This window comes from Nocardioides terrigena (assembly GCF_003047265.1).
GTDB classification, from domain to species: domain Bacteria; phylum Actinomycetota; class Actinomycetes; order Propionibacteriales; family Nocardioidaceae; genus Nocardioides; species Nocardioides terrigena.
Map to the genome: position 1 here is coordinate 300,737 of NZ_PZYY01000002.1, position 25,949 is coordinate 326,685.

General features: G+C 70.9%; 23 protein-coding genes. 13 read left to right on the forward strand and 10 right to left on the reverse strand.

Going from position 1 to position 25,949, the window contains the following annotated elements; translation table 11 throughout:
- Positions 1 to 94 precede the first annotated feature (94 nt).
- On the forward strand, positions 95 to 952 hold the full coding sequence (locus DAE25_RS05405) for a CPBP family intramembrane glutamic endopeptidase (protein ID WP_107765194.1): 858 nt from the start codon (positions 95 to 97) through the stop codon (positions 950 to 952).
- Positions 953 to 964: 12 nt separating this feature from the next.
- Here the strand turns inward: DAE25_RS05405 and DAE25_RS05410 are convergent, their stop codons facing one another.
- Positions 965 to 2,542, reverse strand: a complete 1,578-nt coding sequence (locus DAE25_RS05410) for a tetratricopeptide repeat protein (protein ID WP_159083593.1) — start codon at positions 2,540 to 2,542, stop codon at positions 965 to 967.
- A 204-nt stretch (positions 2,543 to 2,746) separates the two neighbouring features.
- Between DAE25_RS05410 and DAE25_RS05420 the strand changes: the two genes are divergently transcribed.
- Positions 2,747 to 3,532 carry a CPBP family intramembrane glutamic endopeptidase gene (locus DAE25_RS05420; RefSeq protein WP_107765196.1) on the forward strand — a complete coding sequence of 262 codons (786 nt, stop codon included), beginning with the start codon at positions 2,747 to 2,749 and terminating at the stop codon, positions 3,530 to 3,532.
- Between the two features lie 30 nt (positions 3,533 to 3,562).
- On the forward strand, positions 3,563 to 4,402 hold the full coding sequence (locus tag DAE25_RS05425; protein ID WP_107765197.1) for a CPBP family intramembrane glutamic endopeptidase: 840 nt from the start codon (positions 3,563 to 3,565) through the stop codon (positions 4,400 to 4,402).
- Positions 4,403 to 4,498: 96 nt separating this feature from the next.
- Here the strand turns inward: DAE25_RS05425 and DAE25_RS05430 are convergent, their stop codons facing one another.
- Complete coding sequence (locus DAE25_RS05430) at positions 4,499 to 5,497, reverse strand: DUF389 domain-containing protein (RefSeq protein WP_107765446.1); 999 nt, start codon at positions 5,495 to 5,497, stop codon at positions 4,499 to 4,501.
- Between the two features lie 328 nt (positions 5,498 to 5,825).
- On the opposite strand from DAE25_RS05430, the gene DAE25_RS05435 reads away from it, so the two are divergent.
- The 3 genes from DAE25_RS05435 to DAE25_RS05445 all read left to right on the forward strand — a co-directional run bounded on the left by DAE25_RS05435 (position 5,826) and on the right by DAE25_RS05445 (position 8,904).
- Entirely contained in the window at positions 5,826 to 7,334 is a 1,509-nt protein-coding gene (locus DAE25_RS05435) for a tetratricopeptide repeat protein (protein WP_159083594.1), read from the forward strand.
- 114 nt (positions 7,335 to 7,448) lie between these two features.
- Positions 7,449 to 8,270: a bestrophin-like domain gene (locus DAE25_RS05440; RefSeq protein WP_107765199.1), complete on the forward strand. Its 822-nt coding sequence runs from the start codon at positions 7,449 to 7,451 to the stop codon at positions 8,268 to 8,270.
- Positions 8,260 to 8,904, forward strand: a complete 645-nt coding sequence (locus DAE25_RS05445) for a hypothetical protein (RefSeq protein ID WP_107765200.1) — start codon at positions 8,260 to 8,262, stop codon at positions 8,902 to 8,904. Before DAE25_RS05440 ends, DAE25_RS05445 begins: the two co-directional genes overlap by 11 nt.
- 34 nt (positions 8,905 to 8,938) lie before the next feature.
- On the opposite strand, the gene DAE25_RS05450 is transcribed toward DAE25_RS05445, so the two are convergent.
- Genes DAE25_RS05450 through DAE25_RS05460 form a run of 3 tightly spaced genes read right to left on the reverse strand, consistent with a single transcriptional unit; the run spans position 8,939 to position 11,567 of the window.
- Positions 8,939 to 10,315, reverse strand: a complete 1,377-nt coding sequence (locus tag DAE25_RS05450) for a glutamate decarboxylase (protein WP_107765201.1) — start codon at positions 10,313 to 10,315, stop codon at positions 8,939 to 8,941.
- Entirely contained in the window at positions 10,312 to 11,037 is a 726-nt protein-coding gene (locus DAE25_RS05455) for a hypothetical protein (protein ID WP_107765202.1), read from the reverse strand. The genes DAE25_RS05450 and DAE25_RS05455 overlap by 4 nt, the downstream gene beginning before the upstream one ends.
- A gap of 29 nt (positions 11,038 to 11,066) precedes the next feature.
- The gene (locus DAE25_RS05460) at positions 11,067 to 11,567 is read right to left on the reverse strand and encodes an LURP-one-related/scramblase family protein (protein WP_107765203.1); all 501 of its coding nucleotides are present in this window, start codon (positions 11,565 to 11,567) and stop codon (positions 11,067 to 11,069) included.
- A gap of 140 nt (positions 11,568 to 11,707) precedes the next feature.
- Between DAE25_RS05460 and DAE25_RS05465 the strand changes: the two genes are divergently transcribed.
- Entirely contained in the window at positions 11,708 to 12,178 is a 471-nt protein-coding gene (locus tag DAE25_RS05465; protein WP_107765204.1) for a DUF6328 family protein, read from the forward strand.
- An 8-nt stretch (positions 12,179 to 12,186) separates the two neighbouring features.
- On the opposite strand, the gene DAE25_RS05470 is transcribed toward DAE25_RS05465, so the two are convergent.
- The 3 genes from DAE25_RS05470 to aqpZ all read right to left on the reverse strand — a co-directional run bounded on the left by DAE25_RS05470 (position 12,187) and on the right by aqpZ (position 16,554).
- The gene (locus DAE25_RS05470) at positions 12,187 to 14,436 is read right to left on the reverse strand and encodes an aminotransferase class III-fold pyridoxal phosphate-dependent enzyme (RefSeq protein WP_159083595.1); all 2,250 of its coding nucleotides are present in this window, start codon (positions 14,434 to 14,436) and stop codon (positions 12,187 to 12,189) included.
- Positions 14,336 to 15,736 carry a cation:proton antiporter gene (locus DAE25_RS05475; protein WP_199907446.1) on the reverse strand — a complete coding sequence of 467 codons (1,401 nt, stop codon included), beginning with the start codon at positions 15,734 to 15,736 and terminating at the stop codon, positions 14,336 to 14,338. Before DAE25_RS05475 ends, DAE25_RS05470 begins: the two co-directional genes overlap by 101 nt.
- Before the next feature lie 71 nt (positions 15,737 to 15,807).
- Positions 15,808 to 16,554 (reverse strand): aquaporin Z, encoded by a 747-nt coding sequence (gene aqpZ, locus DAE25_RS05480; protein WP_107765206.1) that lies wholly within the window; start codon positions 16,552 to 16,554, stop codon positions 15,808 to 15,810.
- Positions 16,555 to 16,685: 131 nt separating this feature from the next.
- Here aqpZ and DAE25_RS05485 point away from each other — a divergent pair, with 131 nt between their 5' ends.
- From DAE25_RS05485 to DAE25_RS05495, 3 genes are read left to right on the forward strand one after another with little or no spacing between them, the layout of a single operon-like run.
- On the forward strand, positions 16,686 to 18,185 hold the full coding sequence (locus tag DAE25_RS05485) for an arylsulfatase (protein ID WP_107765207.1): 1,500 nt from the start codon (positions 16,686 to 16,688) through the stop codon (positions 18,183 to 18,185).
- Between the two features lie 27 nt (positions 18,186 to 18,212).
- Positions 18,213 to 19,163 (forward strand): formylglycine-generating enzyme family protein, encoded by a 951-nt coding sequence (locus DAE25_RS05490; protein WP_199907447.1) that lies wholly within the window; start codon positions 18,213 to 18,215, stop codon positions 19,161 to 19,163.
- A complete protein-coding gene (locus tag DAE25_RS05495) occupies positions 19,160 to 20,077 on the forward strand; it encodes an HAD family hydrolase (RefSeq protein ID WP_107765208.1) in 918 nt (305 codons plus the stop codon). The genes DAE25_RS05490 and DAE25_RS05495 overlap by 4 nt, the downstream gene beginning before the upstream one ends.
- Before the next feature lie 19 nt (positions 20,078 to 20,096).
- On the opposite strand, the gene DAE25_RS05500 is transcribed toward DAE25_RS05495, so the two are convergent.
- Entirely contained in the window at positions 20,097 to 22,802 is a 2,706-nt protein-coding gene (locus DAE25_RS05500; RefSeq protein WP_159083596.1) for a helix-turn-helix transcriptional regulator, read from the reverse strand.
- A 238-nt stretch (positions 22,803 to 23,040) separates the two neighbouring features.
- Between DAE25_RS05500 and DAE25_RS05505 the strand changes: the two genes are divergently transcribed.
- The 3 genes from DAE25_RS05505 (at position 23,041) to DAE25_RS05515 (ending at position 25,420) form a co-directional block, all read left to right on the forward strand.
- Positions 23,041 to 23,241 (forward strand): hypothetical protein, encoded by a 201-nt coding sequence (locus tag DAE25_RS05505; RefSeq protein ID WP_107765210.1) that lies wholly within the window; start codon positions 23,041 to 23,043, stop codon positions 23,239 to 23,241.
- A 6-nt stretch (positions 23,242 to 23,247) separates the two neighbouring features.
- Positions 23,248 to 24,729, forward strand: coding sequence for a cardiolipin synthase (gene cls, locus DAE25_RS05510; protein ID WP_234410871.1), 1,482 nt, complete (start codon positions 23,248 to 23,250; stop codon positions 24,727 to 24,729).
- 70 nt (positions 24,730 to 24,799) lie between these two features.
- Positions 24,800 to 25,420 carry an HdeD family acid-resistance protein gene (locus DAE25_RS05515; RefSeq protein WP_199907448.1) on the forward strand — a complete coding sequence of 207 codons (621 nt, stop codon included), beginning with the start codon at positions 24,800 to 24,802 and terminating at the stop codon, positions 25,418 to 25,420.
- A gap of 6 nt (positions 25,421 to 25,426) precedes the next feature.
- Here the strand turns inward: DAE25_RS05515 and DAE25_RS05520 are convergent, their stop codons facing one another.
- Positions 25,427 to 25,948 (reverse strand): RDD family protein, encoded by a 522-nt coding sequence (locus DAE25_RS05520; protein ID WP_107765211.1) that lies wholly within the window; start codon positions 25,946 to 25,948, stop codon positions 25,427 to 25,429.
- Position 25,949 lies beyond the last annotated feature (1 nt).

Here is a 25,949-nt window from a genome sequence, read left to right on the forward strand (position 1 = left end):
CGCGACCGTCGTCGGCCGGGAACGGCTCGAAGCGTCCCGTCGACCCGGCCTACGGTGATCTCGATCTTCGTAGCGCCGTTCCGAGGAGAAGACGATGACTGCTGACGTGACCCAGACCCACGCGGAGGGCGGGCTGCGAGGGTTCCTGGAGAAGGGCGGGTTCTGGCGCCTGCTGCTCCTGGTCGTCGTCTACCTGCTGCTGTACATCGCCTCGGGCCGGGTGGCTGGTCTTCTCGACCCCGGCTACGGCGACGACGACCTGCTCAGCAGCCTCGGGGCGGTGTTCTTCCAGCTCACCGTCGGGCTCGTCTTCGGCGCAGTCATCCTGACCGCGCTCACCAGCTACATGGGCTGGAACGCCGAGATCTTCGACCGGCAGCCGATCTACCGGTCGGGCTGGATGTGGATCGCACCGGTCCTCGTGGCCATCCCGATCACGTTGCGGGTCCTCGACATCGACTGGGGCGGTCCTGCGCTTTCCGTCGTGCTCCTCGTCATGGCCAGCGGCCTCATGGTCGGCTACGTCGAGGAGCTGCTCTATCGGGGCGTTGCGGTCAAGATGCTGCGCGCTGCGGGCCACCGGGAGATCGGTGTCGCGGCCCTGTCCTCCTTGTTGTTCGGCCTGTCGCACAGCATCAACATCTTCACCGGCCAGGCCGTCACGACGGTGGGGAGCACCATGGTCTACACCTTCGCCTTCGGTGCGCTGATGTACCTGACGATGCGGGCCACCGGCTTCATCATCTGGGCGATGCTCCTGCACGGCCTCACCGATCCGACCGGCTTCCTGGCCTCGGGTGGGATCGACAAGATGCCGGGATCCGACGGGTCGAGCGCCTTGGCGGACGCGGTGGGCCTGTTCACCATCGCCATGATCGTCATCGGGATCGTGCTGCTGCTGTGCGTCCGGGGCAAGGTCGGAGAGCCGCGCGAGGTGAAGGCGTCGGCCTGAACGCATGGGCGGTCAGCCGGGAGATCCTGCCCGGAACGGGGTGAGGTGCGCGAGCAGCGTCTCGAGTTCGCAGGGCGCGAAGCGTGCCCGACCGGCGAAGTAGGCCGTCGGGTCGTCGAGGAACCCCGGATCGATCTCCAGGACGTGGGCCATCTCGGTCCACGCCTGGTCCCGGTAGCCGAGGGCGGCCAGGGCGAGGGCTCGGTAGAGGGGCCCGCACAGCTGCCCCGGGACGTGGACGAGGCTGGCCTCGGCGAGCGCGCCGGCGTCGTCACCCCTGATCAAGCAGGCCAGGGCGGACACCGAGTGGGCGAGGCCCGGGTGCAGCGGGTTCAGCCGGAACCCCTCGCGCAACGTCTCCACCCCGCCCTGCCAGTCGCCGGCGACCGCCATGACGGTGCCGGCGGACATCAGCACCGTCGGGTTCCACGGTGCCAGGTCGGCGGCCCGCGTCGCGTGTCGGTGGGCCAGGTCCCACTGCCGGCGCTGGCAGGCAGTGCCGCCGAGCACGACGTACGCCGGTGCGCTGGCCGGGTCGATCGCCAGCGCCGCGCGCGCCAGCCTCTCGGCGCTGCGGAGCGCTCGCTCGTGCCCGGTCGGGGCCATCCCTTGGTCCACCTCCGCAATGTGGATGGCGCCTCTCATCGCGAGCAGCTCCGCACCAGCCCCGGGTGCCAGTGCCCGGTCGAGTGCGTACGCGGCCGAGCGCACGGACTTGTCCGTGCCCTGCATGAGGTGGTTGGCGTAGGCCAGCCGTGCGGCGTGCACGACGGAACCGGTGCGCTCTCCCCTGCCCAGGGCGCGTCGGAGGATGACTCCGGTGGAGTCGCCGACCTGGCCGGCGACAGCAGCCGCCCACCTGGCGTCGAGCCCCGAGTCGTCGAGGTCCGCGATCGCGAGGCGCTCCGCGGTCCGCCAGGAGATCTCTCCGGAGGAGGCCTCGACCAGCGAGGCCTCGAGCCGGGCGTCCTCCTCACCGGCCGTCACCGTGATCTCGAGCAGCAGGCGAGCGCCGGGTGGGCGCGATGTCCCCGCGGCTCCGGTCGTGGCCGCTGTCGAGGGCCCGACGACAGCCAACCCCGGGAAGCGGGCCAGGCGATCGGCGATCGCGGCGCACACCGTCGTGCTGATGCGTCCCGCGGATCCCGTCGAGCCGACGCGCACCACCTCGACCACCACGTCGTCGTGGGCGGGTGGCGCGGTCCTCCCTGGATCGCGCCGGACGATCTTCGGCGCGTAGCGACCGGGAGGCAGGGAGAACCGGACAGTGGCTCCGGCGCCCTCGGCGTCGTAGTACCGCTGGAGCGCGGCGCGGACACGCCCCGCCCGGACGCGGACCGCGGAGTCCAGCCGGGGGTCGTACTCGGCCCGGCCCAGGGCGTGGCGGGCGACCGCGTGCTCCACCAGGCGCTCCTCACGCCCGGCGACGTGCTCGGTGACGACGTAGGCGAGGAAGGCCTGCGACCGTGGTGCCGCGCTGAAGGCCTCGCTGGAGAGCACCGCGGAGAGGGCCTCGACGACGTCCTCGGGCGCCACGGCGCAGTCGCGCTCCAGCGGCTGGTCGACGCTCAGCGACCGAGGACCCGACATATGCAGCTGCCTCTCGTCGATGCGACTGACGCGACGGTGAGAGGTGAACAGTGGCCCTGAGCCGGTTTGTTCCGAGCCGGACTAGACCACGCCGGTGCCACACGCGGTAACCGTTACAGCCCTTCGGAGCCCTGTCCCGACCCCGCGGACGCCCCTAGCGTGCTGGTGTCACCTCCGGACTCGTGCACGGTGAAGGGATCATTGATGCGCGTCGAACCCCGCCCGCTCATCACCGTCGGCCTCGCGATCGGCTACATGGTGATCGTCGCGATCACCTGGGTGGTGGTCGGGCTCGACTACGACTCGGTCGGCGACTCGACCTCGAATATCGTCCAGGGCATCGTGCTGCCCGTCGCGCTCGCGTCCGTGTTCCTGGCCGCCGCCACCAGCTACCTCGGGTGGTGGGGCCCGGCGATCCACGAGGAGCTGACCGCACCACGCTGGCTCTGGCTCGTTCCGGTGCTGATGTTCCTGCCCGGTCTCGGCTCACTGGTCGGTGGTCTCGGGCCGGCCGACCGCGCAGCCTCCTACCTGTTCTGGTTGGGCGTCGGGACCCTGCTCGTCGGCTTCGGCGAGGAGATGCTGACCCGCGGCACCGGCCTCGTCGGCCTGCGCGGCGGTCTCCGGGAGCCGATGGCCTGGTTCTTCAGCTGCCTGCTGTTCGGGCTGGTCCATGCCCTCAACCTCTTCTTCGGGCAGTCCCTCGGCTCGACGCTGCAGCAGATCGTCTTCGCCTTCGTGGCCGGGTCGGTCTTCTACATCACCCGGCGCGTGGCCGGCTCGCTGATCGTCTGCATGGTGCTCCACGCGTGGATCGACTTCACGACGTTCGCCTTCTCCGACGCCGCCCAGGACGCCGAGTCGCCGCTCCTCGTCCTCAGCTTCTTCCAGTGGTTCGCCTTCGTCCTGGCCATCGTCGGCGTCGTCAAGGTCCTGCGCCGTGGCACCGACCAACGAGAGAGCACTCCGGACGCCCAACCCGCGGTCTGAGCCGGACGAGATCCTCGAGGAGAGTGCGACTTGGCCGTCACCCCTGCACCGAGCACCGGCGCCGGGACCCGCTTCCGTGTGCAGCCCACCGTCCCCGTCGGCGTCACCGTCGCGGTTGTCTACACCATCGTCCTGTCGTCGATCCAGCGGCAGGCGGGGATCGAGTACGACGAGTTCTTCGACACCGCTCGGAATGCGTGGCGCGGGCCCGTGCTCTCCCTCGCCATCGGGTCGGTGCTGTTGCTGGCCTTCGTCGCGTGGGCTCGATGGGACATCGTCTGGCGTGACCCGGAGCGGCTGCCCATGTCGCGACTGGCGTGGACCCTGCTCGGCGTGTTCACCCTCCTCATCGTCGTCCGGGCGGCCGGTATCGCCTACGGCGACATCGACACCAGCCTGCTCGTCGCCGTCCTCTGCCTCGGGGTCCTGGTCGGGTTGTCCGAGGAGCTGCTGTTCCGTGGCGTCTTCCTGCGCTGCATGCGCAACGGGCGGATGTCCGAAGGAGCCGCCGCGCTGTGGACCGCCACGGCGTTCGGGCTGTTCCACCTCCCCAACGTCTTTCTCGGCACCGGTGCGGTGGGCCTTGTCCAGGTCCTGCTGGCGGGCCTGAGCGGCATCGCGCTGTACTACTTCCGAGTCGCGTCCGGCGCGATCGTCGTCGCCATGGTGATGCACGGGTTGTTCGACATCACCACGTTCCTCAGCGCCGACTACGCAGCTTCCTGGTCCACCACGGTGGCTCTGCCGCTGCAGGTCGTGACCTGGGTGCTCGCCGGTGTGGTCGCGATCCAGGTCTTCCGAAAGGCCCGCGGTCATCGGGTAACGCCCGCCGGCGTCGTCCGGACGCCGCACGCCGAGCTCTCGGCCTGACCCAAGGGAGTCGGACCGCTGCCGTCCGTCGAGCCGGACCATGGTGGGACACGCGCTGGAGGCTGACGTCACGGGTGCGGAAGGCGTTCGTCCTCGTCACTCCCCGACGGTGCGGCTCGCGAGCTCCTCTCCGCGAGAGGACACGACCACCACGCGGAAGCCGTCGGGCACCACTCCCTCGATGTCCGTCATGAGCTCCTCGACCGGCGGAAGGTCGGCCGGCGACCGCACGTGGATGTAGAAGGTCGTGGAGACGTTGTCGACGCTGGTGATCGTGGCGCCGGGGGTGTCCTCGACCCAGTCGCCGGCCGCGGACTGGACCCTGGCCTCCCACAGGGTGAGGGCGTACGAGGCAACGGTGTTGCCGACCAGCGGGAGGGCGATGAGCAGGAGGAGCGCTCCGACGGTGATCCTGGCCCGGCGAGTGGGTCGAGCTGCCGTCGCGCCGTCAGGGCCGTACCCGAGCATGGCGAAGACCAACGTCCCGGACAGCACGAGCGCCAACAGGTTGGAGAGGAAGAGCAGCAGCGCACCCACGGCGAGCAGGAAGCTGCCCTGCCCCGCGCAGATGCCGACGACGGCGAGCGGGGGCACGAGTGAGATGGAGATGGCGACGCCCGGGAGCACTGCCGCGACGTCGCGGCGGGCCAGGGCCACCGCGCCCGCGAGCCCGGTGGCGACCGCTGCCACCAGGTCCAGCACGCCGGGCGAGGTCCGTCCAGCGATCTGGCTGTTGCCGACCAGGTCGTAGGTGCCGGGAAGGACCAGGGCGAAGAGCACGCCCACGGCGATGACGGTCGTGCCCCCGAGCAGGGCGAAGCGGAAGCCACCGTTGGCCTCCCTCTTCACGAGGGACAGGGCGATTCCCATGATCGGGGTCGACAGCGGGGCGATGATCATCGCGCCGATGACCGTGGCCGTCGAGTCCGCGAGGACTCCCGCCGAGGCGATGACTGCCGAGAGCGTCAGCATCGTCCAGAACGCCGTCCGCTTGGCGTGGACGTCGCCGTGGTTCAGGTCCAGGTCGCCCGTCAGCTCCTCCAGGGTGCGTCGCTGGTTCTCCGGGAGCAGGGCGTCTCGCACTGTGCCGTTCATGGTGGGAGTCTCGACCACCAGCGCTGTCCCCGCACGGCGGCGCGACGAGTCGTCGTGGTCGCGGTTGTCGCAGCGCCCCGCCGACTCTGGACAGTCTCTGGACAGAGATGGCGGCCGCGTGGTCTTCTCACAGCTCCGGACACGGACTCGCGTGGCGACTGGCACCCGCCACCGGTGCCGCCGCAGGGGTCGAGCTGACGGGAGTGACGCGCATGGGCAGCGACGGCATCGCTGGTCCCACCTTGGCCGAGCTCGCGCGACGGTCCGGCTGAGGATGTCGTCCGCCGGCCCATCGCCTGACCCCGGAGACATCAGGCCGGTCGAGGTGGTGGCGGCTCTCACCGCGATCATCAACAGCCACGTCTTCGGGGCGGCGCCACGCTCACGGGAGTTCCTCGCCTACATCGTCTCGGAGCAGGTCGCGGGACGTGGCGACCGGCTCACCGAGCACGCAGTAGCCCGCCACGCACTCGGACGATCCGAGTTCGACGGTCGCCTGGACTCCTCGGTCCGGGTCCAGGCCAAGCGCCTCCGTACCGCCCTGGCGCGCTACTACAAGGCCGAGGGTTCCGGCGACACCGTCCGGATCTCGCTGCCGGTCGGCAGCTACCGACCGGCCATCGCACGGTTCCTGCCGGACCGCTTCGGGCTGTCGTCCGATGACGAGGCCGTGGTGGCCGTGCTGCAGTTCGACGCCGATGGTGCGGAGTCGTTGTTGATCAGCGCCACCATGTGCGACGCGATCGCCGGACGTCTGGCTGACTTCCCGGGCCTTCAGGTGGTCGGACCTGCCTCCGTGGCTCACGGGGAGGTCGGCGCAGCGTCGCTCGCCCTCGGCGCCCGGTTCGTCCTGCAGGGGACGGTGTCGATCGCCGATGCGTCGGTGCTGCTCGAGGCCACGTTGACCGATGCCTTCTCGGGAGACGTCGTCCACCACGCGTCGGAGAGCACTCCGCGGGGCGCCTTCGACGCCATGTGGCTCGAGGACCGGTGGTCTGCCGCGATCGCCGGGCAGATCGGCGACTCCACGGGAGTGATCTTCAGGAGTGACCTGCGCCGCCGCCAGCACCCCGACGCCACCGTCTATGCCGCGAGGCTCGCCTACACCGACTACGTGATGAAGGGGACGAGCGAGTCCGTCGCAGCGGCCGCGGACGCTCTCGACCGTGCGCTCGAGGGCGGTCGTCACGCCGACCTGCTGGCGATGAGAGGGGCCGTCCACAACGCCCAGATGAACCAGGGCGATGCGCCCCACTCCCCAGAGTCGCACCTGCGGTGCGCCGAGGCCCTGGCGCACGAGGCCCTGGCCGACGACCCGCACTGCGCCCACGCCTACCTGGTCCTCGGCGGCGCGGCCTGGCAGAGCCAGCAGTGGGACATGGCCCACAGCCACTCGGCACAGGCCGTCCGGCTGGCCCCCTTCCATCCGACGGTGCTGATGTCCGCCGGGAACGTCATGGCCCTGGCGGGTGACTGGGAGGGGGGCCTGCAGGTCATGCGCCGGGGCTTCCGGCTCAATCCACTCCACCCGGGCTACGCCCATGCCGTTCCTGCCATCGCCTGCCTGGTGGCCGGCGACGACGCGGGCGCGCTGGCCGAGGCCTGCATGATCCACGCGCCCGGCCAGCTGTGGGGACCCTTGTACCGGTCCCTCGCCCTGGCGGGCCTGGGCTACCTCGAGCAGGCGCGGGCCGAGATGTCCCAGGTGTTGGAGATCCAGCCGTCCTTCCTCGACGACCCGGCCGGCTACTTCACCAGCAGCGCCCGCCTGAGCCCTGCTCAGCTGCAGACGTTGCTCGCGCACTTCGAGCCCTTCATCGCGGACCGACCCGGCTGAGCAGGTCTCATCCGAAGCGGGTGATGCGACGTCCCGACCCCGCTGCGTACGGTCCGATCGAGGCTGGGTCGGACTCGCCACCCGAGTATCGAGGAGCCAGGCAGGTGCCGCAGTGTGAACATCGTCTTCGGGCTCGTCGTCACCATCGTCGCCACCACGTTCACGGTGGCGTCCATGCTGGTCGTGCGTCGACGGGCACCGGAGGGCAGCTACTTCGCGGACGGTGATCGAGCCTCGGGCGTCTTCGGTGTCCTGGCCACCGGGTTCTCCATCCTGCTCGGCTTCATCATCTTCCTGGGGTTCACGTCGTACGACGAGTCGCGCTCGGGCGCCGAGACCGAAGCCACGATCGTGGTGCAACAGGTCCAGACGGCACAGTTCCTGCCCGACGTCGGCGCGGAGCTCACCGGGGAGCTGGTCTGCTACGCGCGAAACGTGGCCGGCCCGGAGTGGGACGCGCTCGCGTCCGGGGAGCTCGGGGACCGGATCAACCCGTGGGGTGCCGAGATGTTCCTGACGATCTCGACCGTCGACCCGGAGTCGGCCGTCGAGCAGTCCGCCTACGACCGGTGGATGGGCCAGACGTCCGACCGCGAACAGGCGCGCATCGCCCGGATCCACGGCGCGGAGGGCATCATCCCTGTCCCTTTGTGGCTGGCGCTCTTCGCCATCTCCGCTGTGATATTCGCCTACCTGCTGTTCTTCGCAGATCCGGGAGAGCGGCGAGTGGCCCAGGGCATGCTCATGGGCAGCGCCACGGTGGTGATCTCGCTGCTGCTGCAGCTCCTGGTGTTCTTCAACCACCCCCACGGTGACGGCGTGGGCAGGCTGCAACCGAGTGCGATGGAGCGGACCCTCCGCCTCATCGACATCCAGGCCGAGGCCGTCGGCCTCGACGTGACCGCTCCGTGCGACGACCATGGCAATGCCCGCTGACCCGCGGCCGGAGCGCGAGCGCGACTGGCAGGAGCTGCTCGTCACGGTGCTGCTGGTCGTCGCGGCGCTGGGCACGTCGTGGAGCAGCTATCAGGCCACCCGGTGGAACGGGGAACAGGCGGTCGCGGCCGGCCGGACGAACGCCATCAGGATCGACGCGGCGCGGGCCGACGGGACGGCCAGGACGCAGACCCAGGTCGACGTGGCCACGTTCATCGCGTGGGCCGATGCGGACCTCCGGGGGGAGACGGAGGTCGCGGACTTCTACGTCGACCGCTTCCGCGACGAGTTCCGGCCGGCGTACGAAGCCTGGATCGCCCAGCGACCGCTGACCAACGCCGACGCTCCGTCCAGCCCCTTTGCGATGGAGGAGTACCAGGTCTCAGCCAGGAACCAGGCAGCAGAGCTCGACGCGGCGGCCGAGGCATCGGCCGGGGAGGTGCGGACCAACATCCAGCGCTCGAGCAACTACGTCCTGACCGTGGTCCTGTACGCCATCGTGCTCTTCTTCGCGGGGATGAGCACACGGCTCAGCAACCATCGACTGCGTTGGGTCACGACGATCGCCGGCACTGCCGTGCTGCTCGGTGCGCTGGCCTGGCTGGCGACGTTCCCGGTGAGCGTCGCGGTCTGACCCGTCACCACGTGCTCCCGGTTCGTCGCCCCTGTCAGTACCCGGTGCCCTTCTTGGTCTGCTCGCGCTCACTCTGGTGGGCGCCGCCCTTCTGGTCGAGCGTCGTGCAGGCGTCCGCGATGTCGCGGGTGAGGCGCTCGACCTGCTCGCGGCTCATGGTCTCCTTCACCAGGGCGCGCATGATCTTCACGCGTTCGGCGTTGGGCGGGAGCGTGTAGGCCGGCACCATCCAGCCGCGCTCCGCGGAGAGCTGCCAGGCGATGTCGGACTCGTCGTACGTGGTGTGCTCTCCCGAGAGCCGGAAGGCCACCAGCGGCAGCTGTTCCGCGTCGGTGCCGATCACCTCGAACCGGCCGCTCTCGCGCAGGTTGGCGGCGAGCGCATGGGCGTTCTGCTGCATCTGCTCCATCACGTAGGTGTAGCCGTCACGTCCCAGGCGGACGAAGTTGTAGTACTGCGCCAGCACCATCGAGGCGCCCGTGGAGAAGTTCAGGGTGAACGTGGCGTCGACCTTCCCGAGGTAGTTCTCGTAGAAGACCAGGTCCTGGGCGAGGTCGGACTCCTCGCGGAAGACCAGCCAGCCGATCCCGGGGTAGACCAGCCCGTACTTGTGTCCGGAGACGTTGATCGAGCGGACCTGCTCGAGGCGGAAGTCCCACGGCGAGTCGGGGTAGAGGAACGGCCACACGAACCCACCGCTGGCGGCGTCCACGTGGAGCGGGATGTCCAGGTCGCGCCGGGTCCTGATGTCGAGCAGCAGCTGGTTGATGCCGACGATGTCGTCCATGTGCCCGGTGAAGGTGGTGCCCAGCACGGCGGCGACGCCGATGGTGTTCTCGTCGAGGTGTGGCTCCACGTCCTCGGGGCCGATCGTGTACTTGTTCTCCTCGAGGGGCACGATCCGTGGCTCGACGTCGAAGTAGCGGCAGAACTTCTCCCACACCACGTGGACGTCCCCGCCGAACACCAGGTTGGGGCGATCCGTCGGTCGTCCTGCCGCCTGTTGGCGCTCCTTCCACTTCCACTTCAGCGACAGTGCGCCGAGCATGATCGCCTCGGACGACCCCTGGGTGCGGCAGCCCGTCGTGGCGCCGGGTGCGTGGAAGAGGTCGGCCAGCATCCGGACGCACCGTTGCTCGATCTCGGCCGAGATCGGGTACTCGGCGTGGTCGATGAAGTTGCGGTGCAGGTTCTCGGCGATGATCCGCTGCGCCTCTGGTTCCATCCAGGTGGTCACGAAGGTGGCCAGGTTGCGTTGGGGGTCACCCTCGAGGTCGAGGTCCTCGGCAACCAGCCGCATGGCGTCGGTCGGGCGCATCCCGCTCTGAGGGAAGGATGTCGCGGGGGCCCTTTCGGTCAGGAACCGGTTGCCGAAGAGTGCTTCGGCCTCTGACTGGTTCTGTCTGCTCATGGCGAGTGCTGCACCACCGTTCTTGTCGAGGTTGGTGTGTCGAAGGCCTGGAGGGCGCCGCCCACCGCAAAGCAGGCGGCACCGGCGAAGGTCCCCCAGTTGACGAGTCCGGCGTCGAGGGCGGTGGAGGTCGTCGGACGCGTGAAGGCGGCCAGGCCGGCGAGGAAGAACAGGACCGAACCGATCTGGTTGATGAGGACCACCCACCAGCCGAGCTCGTGGACGTGCACCTCGACGTGACCTCCGCCCATCTGGAGCATCGCGAGGTGGCCGGACGCGAGGAAGCAGACGCAGCCGAGGATGTCGGGCAACCAGATCCATCCGTTGGACTGACGGGGGGTGAGGCCCTGGGCGAAGGCCGCCACCAGGCTGACCGCGAACAGCAGCGTGCCGACGAACAGCACGACGGCACTGAGCCAGTCGCGCTGGTGTGGCCGGTAGCCCCACCAACGCATCGGCACCACCGAGGCGCGACTGCGATCGTCGCGGCCGGCGTTGACGACCAGCAGGATGGAGGCGTACCCGCCCAGGCTGAAGAAGCCGCCACCGACCAGGTAGGAGATGTTGACCGTCGCCAGCGTGCCCACGTCGAGCTGGGCGAAGGCCGCGCCCAGGGCGAACAGGCTGCCGCCGAGGACGAACGCACCAGCGGCGACGAGGTTGAGCCGTCCCGACCGGCGCATCAGCGCCTGGCCCGGTGCACCCGTCGACGGGTGGTTCACGAGATCGCGCCCGCGCCTCTGGTCAGGTCTCAGCCGCGCGACATCGCGTCGACGCACACGGTGATCGCCAGGATGAGCGCGACGTCCTGGCCCTCGGCCAGCTGGACGCCGTAGGAGTCGCGGACCCGGAACCACTTCTTCGACACTTCAGCCACGGTGTCGCCGTCTCGCTCGATCTCGTACTCGTGGTCGACGATGTTGCCGTGGGCCTTGAGGTCGTCACCACCGTCGACCTCGATGACGTAGTGGTCACGGATGCCCAGGAGGCGCTTGTGCACCGTGGCCCTGGTGTCGCCGCGCTCGATCGTCATCTTGTCGCGGACGCTGAGCTTCTTCTCCTGGATCTTCGACAGCTCGTTGCCGCTCGCGTCCTCGAGGATGAACGTGTCGCGCATCCGGGCAGCCTTGCCGTTGACCTTGAAGACCCTGTTGCCGTCGTCGTCCTCGATCCAGAAGTCGTCCCCGATGGCGAGGAGCTTCTCGCGCATCTGGAACGTGGGGCCGTCAAGACCCTTTCGGCGCAACCCCATCGTGGCCCCTTTGATGTGCCTGGTCGACGTGCCCGGCGGCCCGGCTGGCGATCCAGCGGTGTCCGCTCGTGGAGCGTAACGCGCTCGGATGACCCCCGGCAACGGTCCCGGGCAGGCATCAGCCCCGGTACGTTCGTGCCATGCCGATGCCGGACCCCGGACCCCCGGACCCCGTTCCCGAGGAAACGATCAACCGCAACTGGACCGAGCTCGTCCAGGAGCTGCGCTCCACGCAGACCGGCGTCCAGGTGCTGACCGGGTTCTTGTTGACGGTCCCGTTCAGCGACAAGTTCGACACGCTGGATGCCGTTCAGCGAACGGCATACCTGGTGATGCTCTCGGCGGCCGTCACCGCCACCGCGGCCATCCTCTCGCCGATCGCCTACCACCGCATCCTCTTCAGGAAGGGCCGTCGCCCGTGGCTGGTCGGGACGGCCAACCAGGTGGCCCGGGCCGGTCTCGTGCTGGTGGCTGTCACCACGTGCGGGGTCGTCTTCCTGACGTTCGACCTCACGGTGGGGAGAAGTGGCGGCATCGTGGCGTCGGTCGTGGCTCTCCTCGGGTACGTCGCGCTGTGGGTCGTCGTACCCCTGCGCGCGCATCACGGCTAGCTAGGCAGTCACGCGAGCTCGTCGCCGCTCGCGGCGAGAGCGGCGACGAGCAGGTCGGCGTGCTCCCGGGTGAAGACCAGCGGTGGGCGGATCTTGAGGCTGGCCCGGTCACGGCCGGTGCGTCCGACGAGCACGCCCCGCTCCCGCATCCCCTCGACGATCCGGGCGGCACGGCCTGCGTCCGGGCGCCCGGTCGCCGGGTCGACGACGTCGACGGCGAGGGCCAGGCCCCAACCGCGTACGACGGCCAGGTCGGGCCGCCCCGACGCGAGCCCGCCCAGGGCGTCGAGCAGGTGCGCTCCCACGGTCGCCGCGTGCTCGACGAGGCCCTCCTCGTCGAGGGTGCGCAGCACGGCCAGGGCGGCAGCGCAGGCGGCTGTGCTCCCGCCGAAGGTGCTGAAGTAGTCAGTGTCGCGCACGAAGGGGTCAACGAGGTGTGCCGGACCGACGACCGCGGCGACCGGGTAGCCGTTGCCCATCGGCTTGCCCACCGTGACGAGGTCGGCCGGGACGTCACCGGCGACGAAGCTCCACATCCGTCCGGTGCGGCCGTGGCCCGCCTGCACCTCGTCGGCGACGTACAGCCCGCCCGCCGCGTGGACGGCGTCTGCGGCCGCGCGCGTCCACCCGTGCGCGGGTCCGAGGACGCCGTCGCTGGTGAAGACGCCGTCGACGAGCATCGCGGCGAGACCATGGCCGGACGCCTCCAGGCTGCGCGCGGCGTCGAGCACCGACGAGGTGTCCGCCGGCGGCGGTGGCACCAGCCGCATGTGCGCAGGCGGGTCGGCGCCGCGCCAGCTCTCGGGGGAGAAGGCGAAGGTGGCCTGGGTGACGCCGTGGTAGGCCCACTCGGTGGCGATGCCGCCGGAGGCCCCGGTCGCGTGGCGGGCGATCCGCCAGGCCAGGTCGTTGGCCTCGCTCCCGGAGTTGACCAGCAGGACCCGGTCGAATCGGTCCGGCAGCGTCGCGAGCAGCTGCTCCGCGAGCTCCACCGGAGCGTCCTGGAGGTAGCGGCTGTTGGTGTTGAGGGTCGCCAGCTGGGCGCTCACGGCCCGCGTCACGGCCGGGTGCGAGTGCCCGAGCACGGGGACGTTGTTGTAGGCGTCGACGTACGTCCGACCGTCGGCGGCCCGGAGCTCCACGCCGGTGCCGCTGACGAGGTGCAGCGGCCGGTCGTAGGAGAGCTGCTGGCCCCCGAACGCCCGGGTGCGGGCGTCGGCCAGCGACGCGGTCGACCGGGGACGAGGAACCGGTGTGGCGAAGCGGGCCGACAGGCGGTCGAGCCCCGCGGAGAGCATCGCCTCGATCTGGACGTGGGCTGTCACGTCGACCGGCGGCGCCCAACCGTGCTCACGGGTGCGCCAGGCGGTGATGAGGACGGCGGCGGCATACCGCCCCGCCATCAGGTCGGGGACGAGGGCGAGCTCCGCCGGCTCGAGCGGGGTGACGGAGTGGTAGCCCGCGACCACCTCGTGCGCCAGGTCGAGGGCACCCTCCCGGCCACTGAGCACGTCGGCCGTCGCGACCGCCAGGTCACAGACGAGCGCGGTGTGGGTCATGTCGCCGAAGTCGGTGATCCCCGTGAGGCCGAGCCGCTCGTCGAGCAGCACGTTGGTCGGCGCCAGGTCGTTGTGCACCACCTGGGCGCGCAGCCGGGGCAACACCGGCGTGACGTGCTCGTCGAAGCGGTCGAGCACCGCCTCGATCGCCGTACGACGCTCGGCAGCGACCGCAGGGAGCCAGGGCCGCAGCTGGGGCAGGCGCTTGATGTCCCAGGTCTGGGGATGGGTCGCGGCGGAATGGGCGAAGCCGCGCAGTCCCTGCCCGAGCCGGGCGCTCGTGCGTCCCCACTCGCGGAGGTGGGCCTCGTCGAGCTCGTCGCCCTCGGGGTGCCGGCCCTCCAGCCAGGTCAGCACCCAGGCGAACGAGGGACGACCGTCGCGCCCGCTCAGCCGCACCCACTGCCGCCCGTCGCGGGTCGGGACGGGGGCGGGCACGGGCAGCTCCGGCGCCACCGATCGCAGGTGGTGGAGCGCCGAGCACTGCAGGTCGACGACCTCCTCGGGATCGGCCGGGTTGTGCACCTTGAGCAGGTGGCGCACGGATCCGGACTCGAGGCGGAAGTTGCTGTCCCGCTCCCCGTGCAGGGGCGTCAGGTCACCGGACAGGCCCCAGAGCGACTCGACCGACGCCAGCAGGGCGTCGGGGTCGAGGTCGGGGGCCGGCACGGACAGCGGGTCGTCGGGCGTCGCGCTCACGCGGGACATCATGCTCCTCGACCGACCCATCGGGGGCAGGCCGAGTCGACTCGTCTAGAGCGCGTCGCCGGGATCTCCGGTCGCGACGACGCCCGAGCGCGACGTCCCACGGATCCGGTCGGCGGCGAGGGGGAAGACCAGCACCGAGAGCATCCCGGCCCCGACGAAGGCCGCGGCCGTGGCCGCGGTGAGCTCGCCCTCGCTCATGCCGATGGTGGTGATGACCACGACCAGGGGCAGTGCGGCCGAGCTGTAGATGCTGGCCCCGAGACGGTCCCGACCGGGCAGCGAGTCCCCCAGGCGCGACGTACGTCGGACCTCCCCGGACCACCAGGAAGAGGAGGAGGGACAGCGGCACCAGGAGGAGCGCCGACGGCTCGGCGAGCAACGCGTCGAGGTCGAAGCGGATCCCGCTGACCACGAAGAAGATCGGGATCAGGAACCCGAACCCGACGCCCTCGAGCCGCTCGACGGTGCCGCGGTGGGCCGCGTCGTCGCCGCCGCTCAGGAACACCCGGGCGATGAGTCCCGCGACGAACGCGCCGAGCAGGACGTCGAGACCGAGGTGCCCGGCGACCCACGCCAGTGTCAGCACGAGCAGCATCGCGATCCGGACCCCCAGCTGGCCGCTGGTCTCGAGGGTGTGCGACAGCAACCGGACGACCCGCGCCGACCGGGGACGCAGGGCCGCGAGGAGCACGACGGTCGCGGCCACCGCGAAGAGCAGCAGCACCCCGAGCGTGTGGCCGAGGCTCTCGCTCGACAGCAGGAGGGCGATGGCGAGGATGGGCCCGAACTCGCCCACCGCGCCGGCGGCGAACACGAAGGTCCCGAACCTCGAGTCCAGGTCCCCGTTGTCGCGGAGGATGGGCAGGAGCGTGCCGAGCGCCGTGGTGGTGAAGACCAGCCCGATCAGCACGCCCGTCGAGACACCGTCCTCCGGGGCGCCGAGGCTGACGACGAGGATGCCGAGCCCGATGCCCAGCACGAGCGAGGCGAGCCACGCCGCGCCGGCGGAGCGTAGCGGCCGACCGGCCAGCCGGGACACCTGGATCTCGTAGCCGGCGATGAACATGAGGACGGTGAGCCCCAGCTCGGAGAACGCCGCGACGATCTCGTTGTCCGTGGCGAGACCGAGGACCGCGGGACCGATCAGGATGCCGCCGAGGATCTCGAGCACCACGGCCGGGAGTGCGATCCACCTCGCGGCGACGTCGGACACCACGACGGCCAGGACCCCCACCGCCAGGCACAGCGCCAGCGTGGCCGCGGCGTCCAGGCTGAGGTCTTCGGGGATCACGGGGTCGGGGGAGCGGGGGCGAGGACCTCGGCCACCGCGCCGGGCGGCACGCGGACGTCGACGGCGAGCACTCAGGCCTCGGTGGCGTCCGTCAGGGGGACCGCCTGGGCGTCCTTGCCGAAGAGCAGGGCGTACGTCGCCCCGGCGACCAGGCCGCCGACGAGCGGAGCGGCCCAGAAGACCCACAGCTGGACCATGGCGTCGCTGCCGGCGAAGAGGGCCGGACCGGTCGACCGGGCGGGATTCACCGAGGTGTTGCTGACCGGGATGCTGACGAGGTGGATCAGGACCAGGGCGAGACCGATGGTCAGCGGGGCGAACCCCTTGGGTGCTCGCGTGTCGGTGGCACCGAGGATGACGTAGAGGAAGATCGCGGTCAGCACGACCTCGGCGACCAGGACGGCCACGAGGGAGTAGCCGCCGGGAGACCGGTCGCCGAACCCGTTGCTGGCGAACCCGGACGCCTGGGCGTCGAAGCCCTCGGCGCCGTTGGCGATGACGAACAGGACGGTGGCTGCGGCCACCGCCGCCACCACCTGGACGATGACATACGCGAGGACGTCCGACCAGGGGAAGCGCCTCGCCGTCGCGAGGCCGACCGTCACCGCGGGGTTGAAGTGACCGCCGCTCACGTGTCCGACCGCGTAGGCCATGGTGAGGACGGCGAGCCCGAAGGCGAGCGAGACGCCGAGGAACCCGATGCCGACGTCGGCGATGCCCGACGAGAGGACGGCGGCACCACAACCCCCCAGCACCAGGACGAAGGTTCCGAGGAACTCGGCGGACAGTCGTTGGGCCCAGGTGTGCTCCGTCGTCATGACGTGAGTGTGAGGACCGTCCGTCAACTGCGTGTCACCCTCTTCAGGTGAGGGTCGTCGTTCCGGGACCGACCTAGCGTGGCGATGGTCCGGCGTACGCCGGCCACTCGGTGAGCGCCCAGGAGGCTGCCATGGCCAAGGTCCCCCACATCCTCGTCATCTGGGGCGATGACATCGGCATCAGCAACCTCAGCTGCTACAGCGACGGCCTGATGGGCTATCGCACGCCGAACATCGACCGCATCGCCGCGGAGGGGGCCCGGTTCACCGACTACTACGGCGAGCAGAGCTGCACCGCCGGTCGCGCGGCCTTCATCACCGGTCAGAACCCCTACCGCACCGGCCTGACCAAGGTCGGCATGCCCGGCGCCGACATCGGCCTCCGGGCCGAGGACCCCACGATCGCCACCGCCCTCAAGGCGCGGGGCTACCGCACCGGACAGTTCGGCAAGAACCACTTCGGCGACCTGGACGAGTTCCTGCCGACCGCACACGGCTTCGACGAGTTCTTCGGCAACCTCTACCACCTCAACGCCGAGGAGGAGCCGGAGCTCGACGACTACCCGACCGAGGAGGACTTCCCGGACTTCCGCAAGAACTTCGGGCCGCGGGGCGTCATCCACTCGTGGGCCAACGAGGACGGCACGCAGCGCATCGAGGACACCGGGCCGCTCACCAAGGAGCGGATGAAGACGATCGACGACGAGGTCGTTCCCGAGGCCCTGAGGTTCATGGGCGATGCCAAGGACGCGGACGAGCCGTTCTTCGTGTGGCTCAACACGACCCACATGCACTTCCGGACGCACGTCAAGGACGGCAGCAAGGGCCGCGCCGGCCGTTGGCAGTCGGAGTACCACGACACGATGTGCGACCACGACGACCTGGTCGGCTCGGTGCTGGACTGGCTCGACGAGCAGGGCCTGGCGGACGACACGATCGTCATCTACTCCACCGACAACGGACCGCACATGAACTCCTGGCCGGACGCCGGGATGACGCCGTTCCGCAGCGAGAAGAACTCCAACTGGGAGGGCGCCTACCGGGTGCCGGCGATGGTCCGCTGGCCAGGGCGGATCCCCGAGGGCCAGGTGCTCAACGGGATCGTCAGCCACAACGACTGGTTCGTCACCCTGCTGGCGGCCGCCGGCGACACCGACGTCGCCGACCGGCTCAAGGTGGGAGCCGACCTCGATGGCACGACGTACCGGGTGCACCTCGACGGACACAACCAGCTCGACTACCTCACCGGGGCCGTCGACGAGAGCCCCCGCAAGCACTTCTTCTACGTCTCCGACGACGGCGACCTGACGGCGCTGCGCTACGACAACTGGAAGTTCGTGTTCCTGGAGCAGCGCGCCACCGGCACCCTGCAGATCTGGCAGGAACCCTTCACCGAGCTCCGGTTCCCCAAGCTCTTCAACCTGAAGACCGATCCCTACGAGCGCGCCGACATCACCTCCAACACCTATTTCGACTGGGTGCTCGACCACATCTGGCTGTTCGTCCCGGCCCAGGCCTACGTCGCCAGGATGCTGCAGACACTGGTGGAGTTCCCGGCCCGCCAGGAACCGGCCAGCTTCAACATCGAGCAGGTCATGGCCAAGCTCAAGGCCGGCGTCGGGAGCAGCTGACAACCCGTGAGGACCACGACAAACCACGTGCGCGACCGAGTCGCCCTGCCGGGCGGAACGTTCGCGATGGGCTCGGACTCGTTCTACCCCGAGGAGGCCCCGGTGCACCGGGTGCGGGTCAGCGGCTTCGCCATCGACCCGGTCCCGGTGACCAACGAGCAGTTCGCCCGGTTCGTCCGCGCGACCGGGCACGTGACGGTCGCCGAGCGGCCGCTCGACCCCGCGGACTTCCCCGGGGCTCCACCGGAGAACCTGCAGCCCGGGTCGATGGTGTTCACCCCGACCAGCGGGCCGGTCGACCTGCGCCACCTCTCCCAGTGGTGGACCTGGACGCCGGGCGCGTGCTGGACCGCGCCCGAGGGGCCCGGGAGCTCGGTCAAGCGACGGCCGGACCACCCCGTGGTGCACGTGGCGCACGACGACGCCGCGGCGTACGCCGCCTGGGCGGGCGCGAGCCTGCCCACCGAGGCCGAGTGGGAGTACGCCGCCCGGGGCGGCCTCGAGGGTGCCGACTTCACCTGGGGCGCCGAGCCAAGGCCCGAGGGCCGGATCATGGCCAACACCTGGGACGGCCCGGACTTCCCGTGGCGCAGCACGAAGGAGAGCGGGTGGACGCGGACGTCACCCGTCGGCTCGTTCCCCGCCAACGGGTTCGGGCTCTTCGACATGGCCGGCAACGTCTGGGAGTGGACCGACGACTGGTGGACCACCCGTCACCCGGACGACGCGGGCAGCGCGTGCTGCGCGCCGGCCGACCCGCGCGGGGGGGAGCAGGAGACCAGCTACGACCCCCGGCAGCCCCAGTTCAGGGTCGGCCGCAAGGTCATCAAGGGCGGGTCGCACCTGTGCGCCGACACCTACTGCCTGCGCTACCGGCCGGCGGCCCGACGCCCGCAGATGGTCGACACCGGCATGAGCCACGTGGGCTTCCGGTGCGTCAACCGGTCGCCGGGGGCGGCCGGTGAGGGGAGCCGATGATCGACGATGCCTTCATGCTGCCCTCGTGGCGCCCCGGGCCCACCCGGGACGCCGTGATCGGGTTCCTCCGGGCGGCGCCGCAGATCCCCCCGCGCGACCGGGTGGCCTGCTTCGACAACGACGGCACGCTGTGGTGCGAGCGCCCCGGTTACGTCCAGCTCGACTTCTTCGTCGACGCCCTCCGCAGCCGCGCCGACGACCCCGCCCTGGCAGCCGTGCCCGAGCTCGCCGCCGTGCTGGCGGGCGACCGAGCGGCGATGGGGGAGCTGGGCCTCGAGCGGGTCGCCTTCGCCCTGCTGGGCCTCTTCGACGGGGCCACGCCCGAGGAGTTCACGGCACAGGCACGGGACTACCTGGCGCGTGCGGAGCACCCGACCCTGGGCAGGCCCGTCCGTGCCACGACGTACCAGCCGATGCTCGAGCTCGTCGACGCCCTCCGGCACCTCGACTTCACCGTCTGCATCGTCACGGGCGGGGGCACCGAGTTCGTCCGTGCCGTCAGCGAGGACCTGTACGGCGTCCCGCCCGAGGCCGTGGTCGGCTCGCTGGTGTCCTACGCCTACGGCGTCGAGGACGGCGGCCCGGTGCTCCGGCGCACGACCGCCCTCGACGGCGTGGCCAACGAGGGTGCGGCCAAGGTGTCCCACATCCAGTCGCACCTCGGCCGGCGACCCGTGATGGCGGCCGGCAACTCGGGCGGTGACCGGGAGATGCTCGAGTGGGCGGCGGCCGGCGAGGGACCCACGCTCGCTCTGCTGGTCGACCACGACGACGCCGAGCGGGAGTTCGCCTACGTCAGCTCGGCGGAGACCTTCGCCGAACCCGAGCCGATCACCGACGTCGCCGCCCGCGCCGGCTGGGCGGTCGCCAGCATGGCCCGTGACTGGGAGGTCGTGTTCGGTCCGTGGGGGTGAGGCGCCTCAGATGTCGTCTTCAGATGAGGTGCAGCTTGCGGGCGACCGCGAGTGCCTCGCTGCGGCGGCCGACGGAGAGCTTGGTGTAGAGGCTGGAGACGTGGGTCTTCACGGTGTTCTCGCTGACGAAGAGGTTGGCCGCTGCGTCGCTGTAGGTCGACCCTCGGGCGAGCTCGCGGAGGACCTCGAGCTCGCGGGGGCTGAGGCTGGGCGCGCGGTGCGTCTCGGAGACGGTGGCGAGCTCGTGCTCGGTGGCGACGACGGGGGCGAACATCGCGGACAGGCCGGGGAGCTCGGCGCACGCCTCGCGGAGCTCGACGCCCCAGCCGGAGTCGTCGAGGGCCTTCGCCCCGGCGAGCACATGCCCGATCCGTGTCCCGTGGCGGCTCCAGCCGAGGAACGGGCTGCCGAGCCGTCGGCTCGCGGTCGCGTCGACCGCCTGGACGACCAGGTCGTGGGCGGTCTCGGTCTCGCCGAGGTAGTCGCAGAGCTGCGCGGCGCAGGTGAGGGCGAGGGCGCGGGTGGGTGGTTGACCGCGCCGGGATCCGGCGGCGGCCCGCTGGTAGAGGGTGGCGGCCTTGCGGAGGTCTCCGTCGACGTCCTCGGCCGCGCCGAGGACCCAGAGGCGTTCGCCCTCGGCGCCGGCCTCGCCGAGGGCGTCGGCAAGGGTGCGCAGGGCGCTGCGGTTGCCGGTGATCACGGCGAGGCCGGCCTGCTCGACCAGGGCACAGATCCGGAGGTGCTGGGGCAGTCTCTGCAGGGGGGACAGGGCCTCGAGGGCACGCAGGGAGTCGGGGACCGACCCGCCGAGCAGGGCGAGCCGGGCCTGCATGACCTGGCGCCAGAACTCGGCCGTGAGGTCGTCGAGCTGCTGCGGCAGCGTCGGGAGCTGCCACGGGGCGGCGCCGGCAGGGTCACCGGGCGTGGCCGGGTCCGGCTCGGGGGTCGGCGGCAGCGGGAAGGTCTCGAACCAGACCAGCATCCGGGCGAGCTCGGCCCGGGCCCGCGCGCTCGCCGGTGTGCGTGGGTGCTGCTCGGCGAGCGCGAGCGACTCCTCGGCGAGGGCGTGGCACGCCTGCTCGCGACCCAGCATGAACTGGGTGAGGGCCAGGTGCGAGAGGGCCTTGGCCGCGGCGACGCCCAAGCCCTCGGCGCGGCACAGCAGCACGGCACGGGTGAGGTGCTCCTCCGCCGCGGGGAGCAGGCCCAGCCAGTTCTCGGCGACGCCGACCTCGAGCAGCACGAGGGGGAGATGGGGGTCTGGGACCACGGCGTCCACAGCACGCTCCACCTCGACCAGGGCAGCGTCCACCAGCCGCTTCTGGTGCGCACCACTGCTGCGCGAGCGGTGCAGCAGGATGCTGTGGTACTCGAGCGCCGAGACCGTCCCCGGGTGGGTCTTCTCGTGGCGGAGCAACCGATCGGCCCAGTGCCGTCCGGCGTCCGCATCGCCTGCCGCCCACCGCGACCGGGCGATGAGCCCCCACGAGGCGGGGTGCTCGTCAATCGCCGGTCCGGCCGCCCGGAGGAAGGCGTCGACGCACTCGTCCTCGCCGGCCATGACCAGCCGGGCGCCGTGCTCGGCCAGCACCGCACCGGCGTCGTCGTAGCGGCCCAGCACGAGGAGCCGGCGCATGGCGTCGGCGGTGTGGCCGCCGGCCAGGTCCGACCACGTGGCCCGGAGGACCGTCGCGGTGGCGCGCTGCACATCGACGCCGCCGGCGACCAGGCGCCGGCGGACGACCTCGCTCAGCAGCGGGTGGATGCGGTAGCGCTCCTCGCCGCCCGGTACGCCGGCCACGGCGGACACCTTGCTCACGAGCAGCCCGGTGGACTCCAGCGACGACAGGGCCTCGCCGGCCCGGGGGTCACGGGTCAGGTGCCGGGCGGTCTCCTCGGTGAGGTCGGTCTCGCCCGAGACGCACAGCAGCAGGTGCCGCTCCTGGGGACGCAGCCCCACGAAGACCTCACCGGCCACCAGGTCGGCGACCGTCCCGCCCGAGGTGCGGAACATCGCGGCCACGTCGTCACCGGGCTGCATCGCGGCGCTGGCCCGGGCGGCCAGGACCAGCGCGGCACACCAGCCGCCTGCCCGCTCGACGATCGCCTCGAGCACGTCGCCGCGCGTCGCGCCGGCGTGCTGGAGGGCCAACCACGCGGACTCCTCCCGGCTGAGCCGGAGCACGTCGCCGCGCAGCACGGTCATGTGGCCCAGGAGCTCGGGCACGAGACGGGGGATCGCCAGGTCCCACCGGGTCATGAGCAGGATGCGGAGCTGCTCCGGGTCGGCGTCGAGCCGCTCCGCGACCAGGCGCACGCAGGCCGCGGAGAGGAGGTGCGCGTCGTCGACGACCAGCAGTCGCGGCGGGCTGTCCGGGGTGCCCGCGGCCCTCGAGAGGACCTCCTCCACCTGGGCGACCGTGCTGGTGGCCGAGGCGGCGTACCAGATCGGGTCGGCGAGGGGGGTGGTCGTGGCGAGCCACCCTGCGACGCCCAGCGTCTTCCCCGCGCCGGCCGGCGCGACCAGCACGGTCACGGCGCTCTCGGTGGCGGCGTCGAGGTGGGCCCACAGCTCGTGGCGGGGCGCGTAGGGTTGGGGCAGCCAGGGAGCGCCGGGGACCGGGGGCTCCCGCCGGGTCGGAGCACCGCGGGTCGAGGCAGCTCGCTTCGGCGCCTTTCGGGGCGCAGCGGTGGCCTGGCGGTCTCGTGCCTTGGATGTCGCCACGTGCTCTCCCTCACGACGACAGGCCCGTGAGTCTGTGTCCGTCACCCTCCCCGAGTCGACGGCCACGAGCCCTGTTCACCCCAATGTAGGGGTTGGAGGGGTCTCGTGGCTCCTCCTGTCCGCGGTGGCGCGCCGCGCCGGAGGCTGGCTCCCCCGATTCCGGTGAAGGGATCCGGACGGTTGCGACCTACTGTCGAGGGACATACAGGCGTCCCGGGGTGCGAGGCAGGAGTGGTCGGTGACCAAGGTGATGATCCGCGTCCAGGACGTCGTGAGCGAGGAGCTCCTCAGTGCCTTCCCGCAGCTGGTGCCGACGGTGACGACCGCCCAGACGACGCTCACCGGGACCGTGGTCGACCAGGAGGAGCTCCAGGGCGTCATCAACTTCCTCGCCTCCATGGGCATCACCATCGTCGACGTCCTGACGATCCCGGAGTAGGCGCCCGTGCTGCCTGCCTGGCTACCCTCCCTGGCGACCCTGCTCGGAATCGGCCTGCTCGCCCTGGAGATCGGCGTCGTCGTCGCGGCGCTGGGCATCATCCCGGGCAATCGCCGTCCCTCCACCGGGATGGCGTGGCTGATCCTGGTGATCGCCGTGCCGTTGTTCGGGCTGCTGGCGTTCCTGCTGTTCGGCAGCAACCGGGTCGAGCGGACCCGCCAGGAGAAGCAGCAGCGGGTCAACGCGATCATCCACGAGCGGACCAGCGCGATCGCCGAGCTGGGCGAGCACCGACCGGAGCCGGCGTACGTCGCCTCTGTCGCGGTGCTCAACCGACGGCTGGGGGCGCTGCCCGCCGTCCCGGGCAACAGTGCGCAGCTCTTCCCCGACTACGTCGGGAGCATCGCCGCGATGGCCGAGCTGGTCGACACCGCGGAGCGCTTCGTCCACGTGCAGTTCTACATCAGCGCGTGGGACGAGGTCACCGCACCGTTCTTCGAGGCCCTCGTCCGGGCCGCAGACCGCGGCGTGAGCGTGCGCTTCCTCTTCGACCACCTCGGGTCGCGGGGGATCCCGGTCTACAAGGAGATGCTCACGCGGCTCGAGGGGACGGGCATCGAGTGGCACCGGATGATGCCGCTGGACCCGCTGCGCGGCCGGGTGCGCCGCCCCGACCTGCGCAACCACCGCAAGATCCTCGTCGTGGACGGGGTCGTCGGCTTCGCGGGCTCCCAGAACCTCATCGAGCCCTCCTACAACAAACCGGCGCACCGCAAGGCCGGTCGCCAGTGGGTCGAGCTGGTCGTGAGGGTCGAGGGCCCCGTGGTCGCCGAGCTCAACGCCGTCTTCCTCACCGACTGGTACAGCGAGACCGGCGACGTGCTCGAGGACACCATGGACTCGACGCCGGGCGCCATGGCCCTGCCGGGGACCGGCGAGCTCGTGGCGCAGGTGGTCCCCAGCGGTCCGGGCTTCGCGACGGAGAACAACCTACGGATGTTCACCACGTTGATCTACGGAGCGCAGCGGCGCCTGTCGATCACCAGTCCCTACTTCATCCCCGACGAGTCGCTGCTCTACGCGATCACCACCGCGGCGCAGCGCGGCGTCGACGTCGAGCTGTTCGTCAACGAGCAGGCGGACCAGTTCATGGTCCACCACGCCCAGCGCTCCTACTACCAGGCGCTGCTCGAGGCGAGGGTGCGCATCTGGCTGTACCCCGCGCCGTACGTCCTGCACTCCAAGCACTTCTCCGTCGACGACGACGTGGCGGTGATCGGGTCGAGCAACATGGACCTGCGGTCCTTCGCACTCAACTACGAGGTCTCGCTGATGCTCACCGGCCCCGGGATCGTCGAGGGGATGCGCGCGGTCGAGGACACCTACCGCTCGCTGTCGCGGGAGCTCACCGGGGCCGAGTGGGCCGACAGGTCGCGCGGCTCGAGGTACCTCGACAACGTGATGCGGCTGACCTCGGCCCTGCAGTGACCCATGCGGGACGTCGATTCACCCGCATCAGGCGAGGCCGACGGCCGGGCGCGCCACGACGCTGGGGAGAGTGGTCCTGCGCGACGGCGTGCTCCGTCGCGACACGATGGAGGAGGGCGTGATGGCGGAGATGGTCAAGGGCAGGACGGGGCTCGACCTCGTCCTGGGCGGTCTGCAGGTGCTCGTCGGGCTCGTGATCCTGGGCCACACGGCCACCGCGACGACGTTGTCGCTGCTGTTCGTGGGCTGGTTGCTGTTCGCGACCGGGGTGTTCGTGCTCGCGCTGTCCCTCTTCCAGATCGGCAAGGACGGCTTCTGGAGCGGCTTCCTCGGAGGTGGCCTGATGACGGTGCTCGGCATCGTCTTCCTGCGGCACACCACCGCGGCCGCGGTGACCGTGACCCTCGTGGCCGGCGCGCTCTTCACCGCGATCGGCATCGCGCGTCTCGCGGCCGCCGTCAGCTATCCCGAGCAACGCCTGCCCCTCCTCCTCGGCGGCGTCGTGTCGCTCGCCCTGGGCCTCATCGTGCTCTTCAACTTCGTGGAGGCCACGTACACGCTCCTCGGGATCCTCCTCGGCGTACAGGTGATCACCGAGGGGATCGCGATCATGGTCTTCGGGCGCGAGGCGAGGCGGACCGGTCGGTTCGGGGGACCGGCGGACGATCCCGCCACGCACGCCACCGCCTGAGGTCGCTCACCCCGGGAGTGACGTCCCGTTCCCGTTCCCGTTCCCGTGGCCTCGCGGCTGCCAGTCGTAGATGACGGACGTGCGGAGCACCGTGTCCTGGACGGACCGGTTCTCCCGGCTGACCGCGACCCAGAGCAGGCCGATCGGCAGGGCAGCGCAGAAGAGTGCCCGGACGAAGGCCCCCGCGAGGTGCAGCGGTTCGCCCCGGTGGTTGACGACCCGCAGCCCCATGACCAGGCAGCCGTAGCTGCGACCGCTGAGCCACCAGGCGACGGTCAGGTAGACCACGAGGACCGCGAACCCGGCGACGATGCTGAAGACGAATCCAGCGTCCGGGAAGGTGAAGCCCCGCGGGTCGAAGAGGAACTTCAGCCCGGCGAAGCCGAGGTATCCCGCCGACAGCACGATGCAGACGACGACGCCGTCGATGCCCGCGGCGACCGTCCGGGTGATGACTCCGGCTCGCCGGCCCTGGTAGGGACGTGCCTCCCGGGGGAGGGGCGAGACGCCGCTGTCGGGCGTCGCCACC

Coding starts and splice junctions, on each gene's coding strand:
- DAE25_RS05495 (WP_107765208.1), top strand. CDS start 19,160: ATGATCGACGATGCCTTCATGCTGCCCTCGTGGCGCCCCGGGCCCACC.
- aqpZ (WP_107765206.1), bottom strand. CDS start 16,554: ATGACGACGGAGCACACCTGGGCCCAACGACTGTCCGCCGAGTTCCTC.
- DAE25_RS05485 (WP_107765207.1), top strand. CDS start 16,686: ATGGCCAAGGTCCCCCACATCCTCGTCATCTGGGGCGATGACATCGGC.
- DAE25_RS05430 (WP_107765446.1), bottom strand. CDS start 5,497: ATGAACGGCACAGTGCGAGACGCCCTGCTCCCGGAGAACCAGCGACGC.
- DAE25_RS05450 (WP_107765201.1), bottom strand. CDS start 10,315: ATGAGCAGACAGAACCAGTCAGAGGCCGAAGCACTCTTCGGCAACCGG.
- DAE25_RS05405 (WP_107765194.1), top strand. CDS start 95: ATGACTGCTGACGTGACCCAGACCCACGCGGAGGGCGGGCTGCGAGGG.
- DAE25_RS05445 (WP_107765200.1), top strand. CDS start 8,260: ATGCCCGCTGACCCGCGGCCGGAGCGCGAGCGCGACTGGCAGGAGCTG.
- DAE25_RS05465 (WP_107765204.1), top strand. CDS start 11,708: ATGCCGATGCCGGACCCCGGACCCCCGGACCCCGTTCCCGAGGAAACG.
- DAE25_RS05420 (WP_107765196.1), top strand. CDS start 2,747: ATGCGCGTCGAACCCCGCCCGCTCATCACCGTCGGCCTCGCGATCGGC.
- DAE25_RS05410 (WP_159083593.1), bottom strand. CDS start 2,542: ATGTCGGGTCCTCGGTCGCTGAGCGTCGACCAGCCGCTGGAGCGCGAC.
- DAE25_RS05460 (WP_107765203.1), bottom strand. CDS start 11,567: ATGGGGTTGCGCCGAAAGGGTCTTGACGGCCCCACGTTCCAGATGCGC.